General features: G+C 69.3%; 11 protein-coding genes. 6 read left to right on the plus strand and 5 right to left on the minus strand.

Translation table 11 applies throughout. The features are described from left to right. Positions 1 to 58: 58 nt before the first annotated feature. From BJ986_RS10880 to BJ986_RS10895, 4 genes are all read right to left on the minus strand, one after another. Positions 59 to 586, minus strand: coding sequence for a YbaK/EbsC family protein (locus BJ986_RS10880; RefSeq protein ID WP_179421994.1), 528 nt, complete (start codon positions 584 to 586; stop codon positions 59 to 61). Between the two features lie 42 nt (positions 587 to 628). Further along, positions 629 to 1,567, minus strand: a complete 939-nt coding sequence (locus BJ986_RS10885) for a glycosyltransferase family 2 protein (protein ID WP_238338083.1) — start codon at positions 1,565 to 1,567, stop codon at positions 629 to 631. A 211-nt stretch (positions 1,568 to 1,778) separates the two neighbouring features. After that, the gene (locus BJ986_RS10890) at positions 1,779 to 3,182 is read right to left on the minus strand and encodes a hypothetical protein (protein ID WP_179421996.1); all 1,404 of its coding nucleotides are present in this window, start codon (positions 3,180 to 3,182) and stop codon (positions 1,779 to 1,781) included. Continuing rightward, a complete protein-coding gene (locus BJ986_RS10895; RefSeq protein WP_179421997.1) occupies positions 3,179 to 5,431 on the minus strand; it encodes a hypothetical protein in 2,253 nt (750 codons plus the stop codon). Before BJ986_RS10895 ends, BJ986_RS10890 begins: the two co-directional genes overlap by 4 nt. A 106-nt stretch (positions 5,432 to 5,537) precedes the next feature. Between BJ986_RS10895 and BJ986_RS10900 the strand changes: the two genes are divergently transcribed. Further along, entirely contained in the window at positions 5,538 to 6,578 is a 1,041-nt protein-coding gene (locus tag BJ986_RS10900; protein ID WP_179421998.1) for a cation diffusion facilitator family transporter, read from the plus strand. Here BJ986_RS10900 and BJ986_RS10905 read toward each other — a convergent pair. Continuing rightward, positions 6,575 to 6,811 carry a hypothetical protein gene (locus tag BJ986_RS10905; RefSeq protein WP_179421999.1) on the minus strand — a complete coding sequence of 79 codons (237 nt, stop codon included), beginning with the start codon at positions 6,809 to 6,811 and terminating at the stop codon, positions 6,575 to 6,577. The two genes, BJ986_RS10900 and BJ986_RS10905, sit on opposite strands and share 4 nt — an antisense overlap. A 213-nt stretch (positions 6,812 to 7,024) precedes the next feature. Between BJ986_RS10905 and ahcY the strand changes: the two genes are divergently transcribed. From ahcY to BJ986_RS10930, 5 genes are all read left to right on the plus strand, one after another. Continuing rightward, positions 7,025 to 8,458 (plus strand): adenosylhomocysteinase, encoded by a 1,434-nt coding sequence (gene ahcY / locus BJ986_RS10910; protein ID WP_179422000.1) that lies wholly within the window; start codon positions 7,025 to 7,027, stop codon positions 8,456 to 8,458. 331 nt (positions 8,459 to 8,789) lie between these two features. Then, a complete protein-coding gene (locus BJ986_RS10915; RefSeq protein ID WP_179422001.1) occupies positions 8,790 to 10,496 on the plus strand; it encodes a hypothetical protein in 1,707 nt (568 codons plus the stop codon). A 275-nt stretch (positions 10,497 to 10,771) separates the two neighbouring features. Next, the gene (locus tag BJ986_RS10920) at positions 10,772 to 11,287 is read left to right on the plus strand and encodes a TadE/TadG family type IV pilus assembly protein (protein WP_179422002.1); all 516 of its coding nucleotides are present in this window, start codon (positions 10,772 to 10,774) and stop codon (positions 11,285 to 11,287) included. Beyond that, positions 11,287 to 11,850 (plus strand): TadE/TadG family type IV pilus assembly protein, encoded by a 564-nt coding sequence (locus BJ986_RS10925; RefSeq protein ID WP_272955496.1) that lies wholly within the window; start codon positions 11,287 to 11,289, stop codon positions 11,848 to 11,850. The genes BJ986_RS10920 and BJ986_RS10925 overlap by 1 nt, the downstream gene beginning before the upstream one ends. Then, entirely contained in the window at positions 11,850 to 13,517 is a 1,668-nt protein-coding gene (locus BJ986_RS10930; protein ID WP_179422003.1) for a pilus assembly protein TadG-related protein, read from the plus strand. Before BJ986_RS10925 ends, BJ986_RS10930 begins: the two co-directional genes overlap by 1 nt. Positions 13,518 to 13,643: the final 126 nt, after the last annotated feature.

Here is a 13,643-nt window from a genome sequence, read left to right on the forward strand (position 1 = left end):
TACGCCTCAACTTGAACATGTTCAAGTGGTGAGGGGACTCCACGCCCGGCGGGACTGTTCAGAGCGAGAGGGACAACACCACGGCGCTGGGGAGGGCTGCCAGCTCCGCGGCTGGCAGGAGCAGCTTGCTGCCCCGGATCCCGCTGCCGACGACCACGTCCCCGGCCGCTACGACGGCCTCGTCGACCAGCACCGGCCAGTCGGCGGGCAACCCGACGGGGGTGATCCCGCCGAACTCCATCCCGGTCAACGACACCGCCTGGTCCATGGGCGCAAAGCTGATCTTGCGGACGTCGAGGTGCCGGCGCACCGCGCCGTTGATGTCGGCGCGCATCGAGGCCAGCACCAGCACCGCGGCATACCGGACCTCGCCCGCACGCTTGCCGGCGACGACGACGCAGTTGGCCGAGTGCTCCATGGCCACGTCGTAGGCCTCGCAGAACGCCGCGGTGTCGGCGAGCCCGGCGTCGATGGCGGCGACCCGGGCTGAGGGGGTGCTCGCGATCGCCTCCGCCACCGGCGCGGCCAGGAGCTCGGTATGCCGGGTGGCCGGCTCCCAGGTCAGGACTCCCTCAGCGCTGCTCACGCACGGAGGCTACCCAGTGGAGGGGCGTTCCAGCAGCAGGTCTCACCGAGCGGGCTGGGACTCCTGGATGTCGAGGACCATCGCGTGGATGAGCATGTGGAAGCCGCTGAGCAGGGGGGCGACTGCCAAGACCACCGTTCCCGCGCTCGCCGTCGCTGGACCGAGGGTGTGTGCGATGGCCCAGGCGCTGAGGACCAGGCCGATCCCGGTGAGCGCGAGGCCGCCGAACAACATGAGTGCGACCGCGGAGAAGGACTGAAGGACGTACTTCCACCAGATGCGAGTCCAGAAGCCCTTGAACAGGTGGGCCAGAGCGCGAGGGGCTTGCTTGCGCAGGTTGATCCCGGATACCTCCTCGCCGTAACGGGCGGGGATGGCGACGTCGAGGGCGGGCACGCGAAGGATGTTGAGGTGGATCAGCAGGTCGTTCTCGAACTCGTAGCGTCGCGAGATGTGCCTCATGTCCAGGCGTTGGAGTGCCTCACGACTGATCGCCGTGTAGCCGTTCAGTGGGTCGAAGAGGTTCCAATAGCCGGACGCGGCCTTCGTGAGAAAGGAGAGCGCCACGTTTCCGACGATCCGGTGCGTGGGCATGCCCGTGAAGGAGCCTTGGCCGTAGAACCGGTTTCCCTTGGTGAACTGGGCCTGGCCTGCGGCGATCGGGTCCAGCAGGGCCGGTAGGTAGTCAGGATCCATCTGCGCATCGCCGGCCATCACCACGGATACGTCCGCGTCGAGCGCCAGTGCCTGGGCGTGGCCGGTGAGGATCGCCCCACCCACGCCTTGGTTTTCGATGAGGGTGATGACCTGGGTGCGCGAGTCGCCTGCCGCCTTGGCGGCGCGGGCGGTGTCGTCCTTGCTCGCGTCGTCCACGACGATGATGTGGTCCACGAGCGGGGGCATCGAAGCGACCGTGCGGCCGATGAGCCGTTCTTCATTGTGTGCCGGTACCACGACGGCGACTGTGAGCCCTCGGTACATCTGCCCTCCCTGGACTTGGCTCTCAGAACGGTAGGGGCGGGCGCTGCGCGCATGACAGACCCGTGCGGTGAATGAGGATGTTCGTCGACGGCGGGCCGTCCGTTCGGACGATGCCGCGCCTTCGGCTATCCCGCGTGGCGGGGCAGGAGGGTCACCCTGCCCTTCAGGGTCGGTCCCAGGCCCGAGCGTGTGGCACCGATGCGGCGGTGTCTCAGCCTCTCCCGGGTACCAAGAGCACGTAGCCGGCGTCGCGCCCGCTGACGTGCCAGCCGCCCTCGGTCAGCGCCCGAGCGAGGGGGGACGGCTCGGCCACGAGGGCGGCGCGTGGGGCCAGGGCGTCGAAGTCGGTGCGCCAGCCCGGCTGCGTGGCCAGGATGCGCAGGTAGGCGCGGGCACGGGCGGGTCCGTAGAGCTCGGCCCGGGTGTCGGACGTGTGCCGCAGGTCCGGGTGGGCCCACATCATCCAGCCCCCGAGCAGGTCCGAGTTGAACACCACCGACCCGTGGGGCAGGGCGTCCAGGGACGGGTCGAGCGCCGCGGGGACGCCCACCGGCTCGCGAGGTCCCGCCGCGGCGAGGACGCCGGCCAGCACGAGGCTGGCGACGAGCGCGCCACCGACCAGTCGGCGTTCGCCACGGGTGACCACCGTGCGCGGTCGGCGAAGGCCCGTGCCGAGGGCTTCTGCCGCGAGGGGAGCCAGGATGATCGCACCGATCGCCACGCTCCTCATCGACATCGCCGCCCAGCCGACCCCGACCACCCACAGGGCGATCCGCGTCCAGCCCGGGTGGGTCCTGCTGCTCGCCCAGAGGAGCAGCACCAGGACCGCCAGTGCTGCCGTGGCCGCCACCGAGAGGCTGGACAGCGTCGGGTGGCGCCACTCCGAGATGTAGGGGCTCACCGCTCGCACGGTGGCAAAGCTCTCGTACAGGCGCGGACCGACGGGGGTCACCGCCGTCACCGCGGCCCCAGCCAGCACCACCGCGACCCACCGCAGGGCCTGGGCGCGGGGTGGTCGACGGTCCAGCACCAGTCCGACCGTCGCCGCCGCGCTGACGCTCAGGCCGACGACCCAGGTGCCGTGCGAGCTCGCCCACAGCCACATGAGCGGGACCAGCCACCACCGGGCCCGGCCGTCCTCGGCGGTCCGCAGCCAGGCGCCAACGACGACCGCCAGCAGCACGAAGCCGACCAGCTGCGGACGGGGGCTGAGGCTGTCGGTGGTCCCGAGGATGGCCAGCGCCGCGACGAGTGAGGCCGGCAGGGGACCGGCGACCAGTCGGCAGAGCACGAAGATGGCCACGCAGACCAGGAGCCGCCCGAGCTGGGTCACCCAGGCGACGGCCGCGAGGCCGCCGAGGTGGTTGGCCAGGGCCAGGCCGAGGTCCGGCAGCCACTGGTTGAGGACCCACGGGTGAACGGTGAAGTCGGACAGTGGGTCGGGTCCGCTGAAGCTCCCCGTCCGCCAGAGGTGGTCCCCGGCGAGGATGTGCCAGAGCGTGTCGGGGTCGCTGATGCCCTCGCCGGCGTGGCGTGACAACGCCACCAACAGCAGGCCGAAGGCGACCAGCGGGCCCCAGCGCAGCAGTGCCGGCGGAGCGGGCGGCTGCGTCATCGGGTCGGCTGCGGGCTGGCCGCGGCGAACTGCTGGAGGGTGGCGGCGTTGGTCCCGGAGTCGGTGGTGATCCGCATGCCCGCCACCTTGAGGGCGGCGAAGTCGCGGCCCTGGCTGCCGGGGATCGCCACCGCATCGCCGGTCGCCCGCAGGAGCACCCGAGTGGTGCCCGGCGGGACGGAGAGGCGCAGGACGACCTGGCGCTGCTGGCCGGCGGACACCGTGAGGACCTGGGAATCACCGCCGGGGGCGGTGAGGGTGAGGTTTCGCTCGGCGGGACCGTTGCCGGACACGTCCATCGTGAGGGTGACATCGACCGCCGACGAACCCATGGAGCCGAGGGTGATCTCGGTCTGGGGCCCGGTCCACTGGAACGGGCTGGGGCCGGAGACGTCCACCAGGGATCCGGCAAGGCTGGCCACGACGGGGCGCAGGACCTGGTCGCGTCGTGGGCCGCCAGCGCCCGTGCCGGAGGTCCCGGTGCTCGTGGCAGGCACGGGCCGCAGCCGGTATGCCGCGAGGTTGGCGCGGTCGGCCCGCGCGATGGGGGCACCCAGGAGGCTCTCGGTCTGGGCGCTGGGATCGGTGGCACCGGCATACCCGTTGCGGTCGATCTCGACGGCGCAGAACCCGGCGGCGGCGAGGTCCTCGAGCAGCCGTGGCTGGTTGTCGACCGGGAGCGCCAGCTGCCAGTCAGCGCGGGCGGTGCCGCGGATGGCCCCGTAGCTCCACGTGAGGCGCGCCGGGGAGGCGTTGCTGGGCAGCAGGTGCTCGTAGTCCTCCATCGACCCCGGCGGCGGCTCCTCCGGGTAGGCCACGACCGGGAGCTGGAACACCGCACACCCGGGGCCGACGGTGTCGGCGATCCGCTGGCTGAAGGTAGTGAGCTCGCGCTGCTGGGCGGCCAGGGAGGTGTACTGCGGGGCGACGTACGGGCTGGTCTGGTCGAGCACCCCGAGGGCGAGCACGAGTGCGGCCACCACCCATCCGGTCCGACGGCCGAGCCGTCGGCCGATCCGGCTCAGCCCCAGCCCCACGGCGACCAGCCCGAACAGCGCGATGAGGACCACGAAGCGCGACCAGGTGCGGATCTGGGGAGTGAAGAAGAGGGCGACCAACGAGCCCAGGCCGCCGCGCGTGTAGAACGCCAGGCTCACCAGGGTGAGGGCGGCGAGCAGGCCCCACGTCGGCGGGATCCTGCGGCCCAGCGCCAGCCCGGTGAGCGCCACCCACAGGATCGTGGCGACGCCTACGAGGGCGACCAGCCCAAGCGCGGGCCGCTCGATACTCGGGGGTGCGGCGACGCCATAGGCGAAGGACACGAAGCGCAGCCCGGCGACGCGGTGCTCGTACCACGGCAGGACCAGCTCGATGATCTTGCCGGCGTAGGTCTCCGACTCCCCGATGACGCGTTGCGCGGGCAGCGCGCCGGTCACCTGGTCACCCGTCCGCGCGCGAGTGGCGACCCACAGCGACAGACCGCACAGCAGGCCGATCGCCGCCGTCACCGCGGCCCCCCCGGCGAGCCGGACGGCGCGCGTGCCAGTACCCAGCCTGAACACGAGGACGATCGCGAGCAGCAGCAGGGTGAAGGCCACGTAGTAGACGTCGGCGAGCCCGATGGCTAGCACCACGAGCACGGTCCGAGTGACCAGCCAGCGCGCCCGCCGTCGACTCTGCGGGTCGCCCCGGAGCTCACCTCGGGCTGGCCAGATGGGAGTGCCGCGAGCCACCCGGATGACCAGCCACACCGCCAGCGGGACCATCCAGTAGGCCGACAGCCACAGGTGGGGGAACCACAGCTGGTGCCCCGGGAGGACGGCGAACAGCACCGACGAGGTGACCGCCGCCGGACGGGTGAGCAGCAGCTGACGGCACAACCAGTAGGCAGTCAACCCGGCTGCCGGGAACCCGAGGACGAAGAAGACCGCTCCCGCCGTGACCGGTGAGTCGGTGACGAGGCCGATGAGCCGGATGCCGGCGAAGTTGACGACGTCGGCCGTCGTGAAGAACGCCTGGTTCATCCCCAAAGGCGCGCCGACGTGCGGGTTCAGCCCGTACCACGAGCCAGCCATGGTGGCCCGGATCTGGGTGAGCACCTGCGGGGAGTCGCCGCTCAGGGACAGCGGAGTTCCCGGACGCCACTGCCACAGGCGCAGCGCTTGGGCGGCGGCCAGGAGGGACAGCACAGCGGTGAGGACCGGACCCGCGGCAGCGTCAACGCGCGTGCGCGTCCGGGGCGAGATCACCCCTGGGAGTATGCGCGACTCGCCGGAGGGCGGCCCGCAGGCACGCTCAGGTTCGGCCGAAGAGACGAGGCAGCCTCGTGTGGAGGGCACCGTTACGCTGTCGGCCATGTCGACCGAAGGTGGGACCCGAGCGGTCGTGGCCGCGCTGCTGGCCAACCTGGGGATCGCGGTGACGAAGTTCATCGCGTTCTTCCTGACCGGGTTCAGCTCGATGCTCGCCGAGGCCATCCACTCGCTGGCCGACTCGGGCAACCAGCTGCTCCTGCTCACCGGTGGCCGCAGGGCCAAGCGGGCCGCGACCCCCGAGCACCCCTTCGGTTACGGCCGCGAGCGCTACGTCTATGCGTTCATCGTGTCGATCGTGCTGTTCAGCGTCGGTGGCCTCTTCGCCCTGTACGAGGCGTACCACAAGTGGCACGAGACGCATGCGATGGCTGGCTTCGACCCGTTCAGCGACCAGCACGGTGGCAGCGACCGGTGGTGGTGGGTGCCGGTGGTCGTCCTGCTCGTGGCGATCGTGCTCGAGGGCTTCTCGTTCCGGACGGCGATCCTGGAGTCGGACAAGGTCCGCGGTCGTCGCAGCTGGCTCGAGTTCGTCCGTGGCGCCAAGGCTCCCGAGCTGCCGGTGATCCTGCTGGAGGACCTCGCCGCGCTGCTGGGCCTCGTGTTCGCCCTGCTGGGCGTGTCGTTGATGCTGGTCACGGGCAACCCGATCTTCGACGTCATCGGCACCGGTCTGATCGGTCTGCTCCTCGTCACGGTGGCCGTCTTCCTCGCCGTGGAGATGAAGTCACTCCTGCTGGGTGAGTCCGCCTCGCCGCAGCACATCGCACGGATCGTGGCGGCCATCGAGTCCGTCGGCGTCATCGACCGGGTCATCCACCAGCGGACCCTCCACGTGGGGCCCGAAGAGGTGGTGGTCGCGGCCAAGGTGGCGGTCCCCGCGGGCACGACCGCCGAGGCCATCGCCGAGGCGATCAACACCGCGGAGGCCAGAGCCCGTGAGGCGACCCCCGACCTCACCCTGCTGATGTACCTCGAGCCCGACATCGACACCGGCACGCGCGAACGCCCCGAGTGGGAGCACAGCGCAGCCACCCTGACCGACGCCGCCGACGACCCCCTGCCGAGCAGCGGCTCACACTAGGACTGCGGGCTCTCACCCGCAGCCGGGTCGTCGCTGCCGACGGCGTCCGCGTCCATGCTGTTGGGGACCGGCTCTCCACCGGGCTCGATCTGGTAGTCGCCCTTGATCTCGTCCCAGGCCTCGAGCTTCTCCTCGTCGAGGTCGAGCTTCACGGTGGTGGGCTCGTCGGTCGTGGGGGCGTCGACATCGGCGTCGGCGATCTCGCCGGGGACTCCGCTGCTGGGCTCGGTCATGGTGCTCCGTCCGTGGTTGGTCCCCCCTTCCTAGCGCCGCACGGCATCAGGCGCACCCCGGAGGCGCTGTGCAGCAGCGTGAGGACCGGCCGCCGGGCACGCCTCCGGTAGAGTGGGGGACCGCCGGCGCGGGTGATACCCCGCTCGAATCGTGAATGCCCAGATGGGCTGCGCCGGGTCCGCAAACCACGCACTCAACGGAAGCGATTTCACATGTCCTTTGAATACAAGGTTGCCGACCTGGGCCTCGCCGAGGCCGGCCGTCACCAGATCCGCCTTGCCGAGCACGAGATGCCCGGCCTGATGTCCCTGCGCGAGGAGTTCGGGGCGGCCCAGCCGCTCAAGGGCGCCCGCATCGCCGGTTCGCTGCACATGACCGTGCAGACGGCCGTGCTCATCGAGACGCTGACCGCGCTCGGGGCCGAGGTCCGCTGGGCCTCCTGCAACATCTACTCGACCCAGGACGAGGCGGCCGCCGCGGTCGTCGTCGGCAAGGGCACGCCCCAGGACCCGCAGGGTGTACCCGTCTTCGCCTGGAAGGGCGAGACCCTCACCGAGTACTGGGACTGCACCGAGCAGATCCTCACCTGGCCCGGTGACGAGGGCGCCAACATGATCCTCGACGACGGTGGCGACGCCACGATGCTCGTCCACAACGGCCGCGCCTGGGAGGCTGCGGGTCAGGTGCCCCCCACCGACGAGTCGGACTCCGAGGAGGTCGGGGTCTTCAAGGAGCTCGTCCGCAGGACCCTCGCAGCCGACCCGAAGAAGTGGACCAAGGTCTCCGAGCAGATCAAGGGCGTCACCGAGGAGACGACCACCGGTGTGCACCGCCTCTACGAGCTCGCCGCCACCGGTGACCTGCTCTTCCCGGCGATCAACGTCAACGACTCGGTGACCAAGTCCAAGTTCGACAACAAGTACGGCTGCCGCCACTCGGTCCTCGACGGCCTCAACCGCGCGACCGACGTCCTCATCGGCGGCAAGGTCGCCGTCGTCGCCGGCTTCGGCGACGTGGGCAAGGGCTGCGCCTCGGCGCTGGCCGGCCAGGGCGCTCGCGTCATCGTCACCGAGATCGACCCGATCTGCGCGCTGCAGGCCGCGATGGAGGGCTACCAGGTCGCCCGCCTCGACGACGTCGTGGGCATCGCCGACATCTTCGTCACCACCACCGGCAACTTCAACATCATCACCGCCGAGCACATGCAGCAGATGAAGAACAAGGCGATCGTGTCCAACATCGGTCACTTCGACAACGAGATCGACATGGCCGGCCTGGCCAAGGTCCCCGGCGTCACCAAGACCGAGATCAAGCCGCAGGTCCACGAGTGGACGTTCGAGGGCGGCAACTCGATCATCGTCCTGTCCGAGGGTCGCCTGATGAACCTCGGCAACGCCACGGGTCACCCGAGTTTCGTCATGTCGAACTCCTTCGCGAACCAGACGATCGCGCAGATCGAGCTGTTCACCAAGAACGACGACTACGACAAGCAGGTCTACGTGCTGCCCAAGCACCTCGACGAGAAGGTTGCTCGCCTGCACCTCGACGCCCTCGGCGTCCAGCTCACCGAGCTGACCAAGGAGCAGGCCGCCTACATCGGTGTCGACGTGGCCGGCCCCTACAAGCCGGAGCACTACCGCTACTGAGGCTTCGTCCTCACCGGCGGTTCGGTCCGCCACCCACCAGGTATGCCGCCCGCTCACCTCGAGCGGGCGGCATACCTGCGTCTGTGCTCAGCGGAGGTGACGCCACGGCACCGGAGGTCCGTGTCGTCCGCGTCGTCCGAACGGACCGTTCCCGGTTGTCTGCGCTCGGACGACCCACGGTGCATGGCACCATCTGCCATGGCGGTCGTCAGGGCCGCGCCGTGGGAATGCGAGGTGGCGGGGAATGCGTCAGAGCGCCACCGCGCGCGCCGTGGCGGCGTCTCCTGTGCCCGTCAGCGTGGGGCGTCCGGCGCCTTATGGCCACGACCGCGTGACCCCCTTGACCCCCAGGACGCTGGCCTCGAGGTTTGCGCGGGCCGTGCAGCTCGTGCCCGTGGTCTTCATGCTGTTGTTGGCGGCTGCGGTCCTGCTGGGTGAGGCGAGCGAGCTGACGGGGCTGCGGCCCCTCGCAGGAGCATGGGGAAGTCGGGCCTTCCTCATCCTGCTGGTACTCGTGACCGCAGGACTCTCGCGCCAGCTGAAGATATGGGAGACCGTCGCGCCCCCGATGCGCTTTGCCCTCGCCCCGGCCATTCCGGGGTTGGTACTGGCCGGCTATGCGATCGCGGTGCGCCCGCTTCCGGCGGGGAAGCGGGCGGAGTGGTTCCTGGGTGCGGACCATGTCCGGCACCTGATGTTCGTGCCTGAGCTGCAGGGAGCCGGCAACCTCAGCTACGCCCAGCAGTCCTACCCCCGCGCCTGGCAGACCCTTGTCACGGCAGTGTGGTCCGCGACCGGCGGCCGCCCGGACGCCGACGGGTTCCGATCGCTGGTCGACCTCATGTCGACCGCGGCCTGGTTCCTGCCTGCAGTCCTGAGCGTGGCCACAGGGTCTTTGGCTGTACACGTCGGGCGGAGGGTCGGTCTGGGCGAGCGGGGCCGCGGAGAGGCCCCGATCGCGGTCGCGGGCCTTGGCGCGGCGGCAATGGTCCTGTGGCCCTCGTTCCTCTCCATCTACCAGGCGCTCGGTTTCGAGAACTCGTTCGTGGGGGGCATCGTCCTGGCCGTGGTGGCGGTGGAGGTCATCGCCCGCAAGGACGGCGGAGGACTCGCAGCGGTCGGGGTCGTCCTTGCGGCCGCTGTCGTGTGCGCCCACTGCTGGCAGCTGCTGCTTCCGGCAGTGGGGGTGGCCTTCATCGTGCTTGCCGGTCCCTTACTCGCTCGGGGCGACCTGCGCACTCGCGCTGTCCTGCTCTGGGGCGTTCTCGCGGCCGGGCTGGTGGCGACGCCGGCGCTCGTCGCGGTCTTCACCGTGATCGGAATCCAGCACGCCACCGACGCGGGAGTGAAAGCGCCCCGTCCCGCGGCCATGCTGCTCGTCGCCCTCCTGTGCTCGACCTGGCTCGCCGTGCGCCACCGCGAGGACCGTCGGATGGTGGGGCTGTGGCTCGTCGTCCTGTTCCCTTGCCTGACCGGGCTCGCGCTGGCGGCACGCGTGGGCATCCCGGTCACGCAGTACTACCCGAGCAAGCTCCTGTGGCACTCGGCCACTCTCGGCCTGGCCCCGCTGGCAGTCGTGGCGGTCAGCGCGTGGCGAAGGCTCACGCCGGCTGCCCTCGAGAACGACACTGGCCCAGTAGTGCCACTCGCGGGAGTCCTGAGGGTCGTGACCGGCGTCGGTGGTCTGCTGGTCCTCGGCGTCGCCCTGATCGCACCGGCAGGCGCCTTCGTCGGGGCCTGGTCGACGGTGCGCGGTCCAGTGGTGCTCGACGCCGTCACGTCGCCGGGAGCGGACGGCGCCCAGGTCGTCTGGCTGGGCACGAAGGGTGACGACACCATCGGGCGAATCCTGCTCGACTTCTATCGCGCTGGGCACACGGCGGCGCGCACCCCGCAGCCACCGCTGGACGTCTCGCAGGAGTGCGCCTTGCTGAAGGCTGCGTCTACGCCGACGGTGCTGAGCGACCGGGCACCCGACGAGGTCCGGCGTCGCTACTCGTGCGTGCCGGCGGTGCGGGTCATCCCCGTGCCGCGCTAGCTGCCCGCGGCCGCGCGGACCTTCGCCGGGGAGCTCGAGCCGTCGGCGTGTTCCCCTGCCAGATACTGCGATTTCAACGGATTGCTGATCGGCCGAAAGGACGAGATTGTGTCGATGTTCGTACGGATCAGGCCGACCTCCCTTCTGCCCGGCGCGGCCCGTTGTCAGACTCGCCGACACAAGTAGTGCGGACCGATGAGACTGGGCAGGGGGTTTGACCGATGCTTCGCTGGCGCGTGGGCAGGCGCGGTTCGAAAGCCCGCGAAAGGGGGGCAGTGGCCGTAGAGACCGCCTTTGTCTCCATGCTGCTGCTCACCATCCTCTACTCGATCGTCGAGACCTCGTTCCTCATGCGTGACGGCATCGTCGTCTCCGCAGCGTCCCGGGCCGGGGCCCGCATGGCATCGTCGCTGCCGCGGGACCCCAGCTTCTCCAGCTCTGCCAAGGACCAGGTCGCGAACGCCCTCTCCGGCATGGTCATGTCCCGGGTCACCAAGGTGTGGATCTTCAAGGCCGATGCCACCACCGCCCTCCCGGACAGCGGCAACTACACCAGCTGCACGACGTGCAACAAGTACGTGTGGGACGTGCCCACCAGCAAGTTCGTTGCCAGCTACACCGGCTGGGCCGCGCTCAACCAGAACGCCTGTCAGGGCAGCCAGGACCAGCTCGGCGTGCTCGTCGAGTACAGCTACCCGTCGCGCCTCGGGTTCCTCTGGAACAACAAGGTCCTGCGGGAGGCCACTGTCATGCGCCTCGAGCCCTATACCGGAATCGGGGTGTGCAAATGATGAGAGGTGGGCGCCTGCGTGGCGAACGCGGTGCGTCAGCCGTCGAGGCCGCGATCGTGACCCCGGTGTTCGTGGCCATGCTGTTTGGCATCATCGAGTTCGGCATGCTCTTCAAGGACTATCTCGGCAGCCAGGCGATGATCCGGGCCGGCGTACGTCTGGCCTCCGCGGAGCCGCGGACGGCAACCTTCGCCCAGGACGCCGCCAACCAGATGCGCCAGACCGGCACGGTCATCCAACCTGGCGATATCCAGGCGCTCTGGGTCTACAAGGCCAACGCCACCGATGACTTCCCGATCACCTACAGCAACTTTTCCGACTGCACAGTCTGCGTGAAGTTCCAGTGGGACTCCAGCCTGAACAAGTTCACGCCCAGCTACACCAACTGGACGGCAAGCCAGCAGAATGCCTGCACTGCCGCCAGTGGCGGACCCCCTGACCGGATCGGCGTCTACGTCAGGGTCCGCCACAACTCCATCACGGGAATCATTGGCCCGGTGACGATCTCGGAGGCCTCTGCCATGTTCCTCGAGCCATTTCCTGCGCTGTCAGGGTGCAAGTGATGTCCGCCCGTTCCCGGCAGGGCGGGCTCATGGCCCTGCTCTCCGCTCGCATACGTGGTCGCCTGGCCCGGGGTGAGGAGGGTTACGTCGCCGTCACCGTCGCCATCATGCTCACCGTCCTGCTCGGCTTCTGTGCCTTCGCGGTTGACGTGGGGAACTGGTACTTCACGGGTCAGCGGGCCCAGCGGGCCGCCGATGCGGCGGCCCTGGCAGGGGTCCCCTTCCTGCCCAACGACCCCACGAGCGCGTTTGCATTCGCCCAGAGCCAGGCAACCAAGAACGACTTCTCCAATGGCGGCGCCAACACGGTGACGCCAAGCATCGACGGGCGGCCGACGCGGTTGCGGGTCACGATCAACACCACGGTCACCAACCAGTTCGGCTGGCTGATGGGCGTCCCCACGACGACTGTGTCCCGCACCGCGGTGGCCGACTATGCCGGCCCTGTGCCGATGGGCAGCCCCTGCAACGAGTACGGCCAAGACCCGGACGCGGGCAGCAACAAGAGCGCCAACTGCAACAACACTGCCGCCTTCTGGGCCAACGTGGGTAGCAAGAACGCCACCAAGGGAAGCGGCGACGCGTTCCAGAACGGCGTGTGCGCCGCGGGAAATGACGGATGTGTCAGCGGCGTCAACGCCGACTACGACCCGAACGGCTACGTCTATCTGGTGAACATCACCGCCCCCGTGACCAACCTGCAGATTGAGGCGTTCGACCCCGCACAGGTGGTCGTGGGCGACCACTGCGATGCCGGCAACCTCAGCGCAGCGAAGAACCTCGGCGCCAACGCCCCGCCCGGCATCACGGACGCCAGCACGCGGTATGCCCCGAACGATGGCCCCTGGTGCACCGGAGATGCCATCATCAACGGTGGCAACGGACTGGTGAAGACGCAGTTCACCGTGTACTCGCCAGGGGCCAACACCTGGGACCCACTCAGCTGGCCGGTGGCTTGCAACAAGCAGTTCCTGCCTTTCAACGGCGACCTGAGCAAAGCACTGGACAAGCGGCAGCCGAACGGGACCGTGTTCAACTACAACGGCGTGGCGGACAACTTCCGCCGCTGGGTCAACCTGTGCAGCATCCCCGGCACGGTGCCAGCAGGGACATACGCCGTCCAGGTCAAGACGAACGGACTGGGAGCCGATGGCGAAGGTGGCCACAACCGGTTCGGTCTTCGCGCCTACGGCTCAGGGTCCAGCGACAAGGACAACATCTCCGTCGCTGGCTTCAACAAGATGGCGATGTACGGCAACACCCCCAACGGCCGGACGAAGTTCTTCCTCGCCCGGGTCCCCAGCGGAGCGCACGGGCAGCTCTTCAACGTCAGGCTCTTCGACATCGGTGACGGTGCCGTGAGCGGTAGTACGATCCAGGTGCTGCCGCCCAGCGAGACCGGTGGCACTTTCCCGGGGTGTGTCGGGACTGGTCCGTCGATTGGTACAGGGAATCTCACCGACTGCACGATCAGTGTGGACAGCAGCTACAACGGCAAGTGGGAGAAGATCTCGGTCCCGATCCCGCAGACGTACTCGTGCACCGACTCGAGCCCCACCGGGTGCTGGGTACGGCTCGAGTTCTACTACGGCTCGGGGTCCACACCGAACGACACCACGTCGTGGACGGCCAACATCGAGGGCGACCCGGTCCGCCTGGTCCAGTAGGCCACAGCCCGTCACCCGTCCGGCCGCACGCGAACCACCGTGGCCGGACGGTCGGCCGTGGTTGCTGCCCTCGCTTGTCATCGGCAAGGTGCGCACCACCGGGACGCCCGTGTGTGATGATTCGGG

The sequence above is a fragment of the Pedococcus badiiscoriae genome (assembly GCF_013408925.1).
GTDB classification, from domain to species: domain Bacteria; phylum Actinomycetota; class Actinomycetes; order Actinomycetales; family Dermatophilaceae; genus Pedococcus; species Pedococcus badiiscoriae.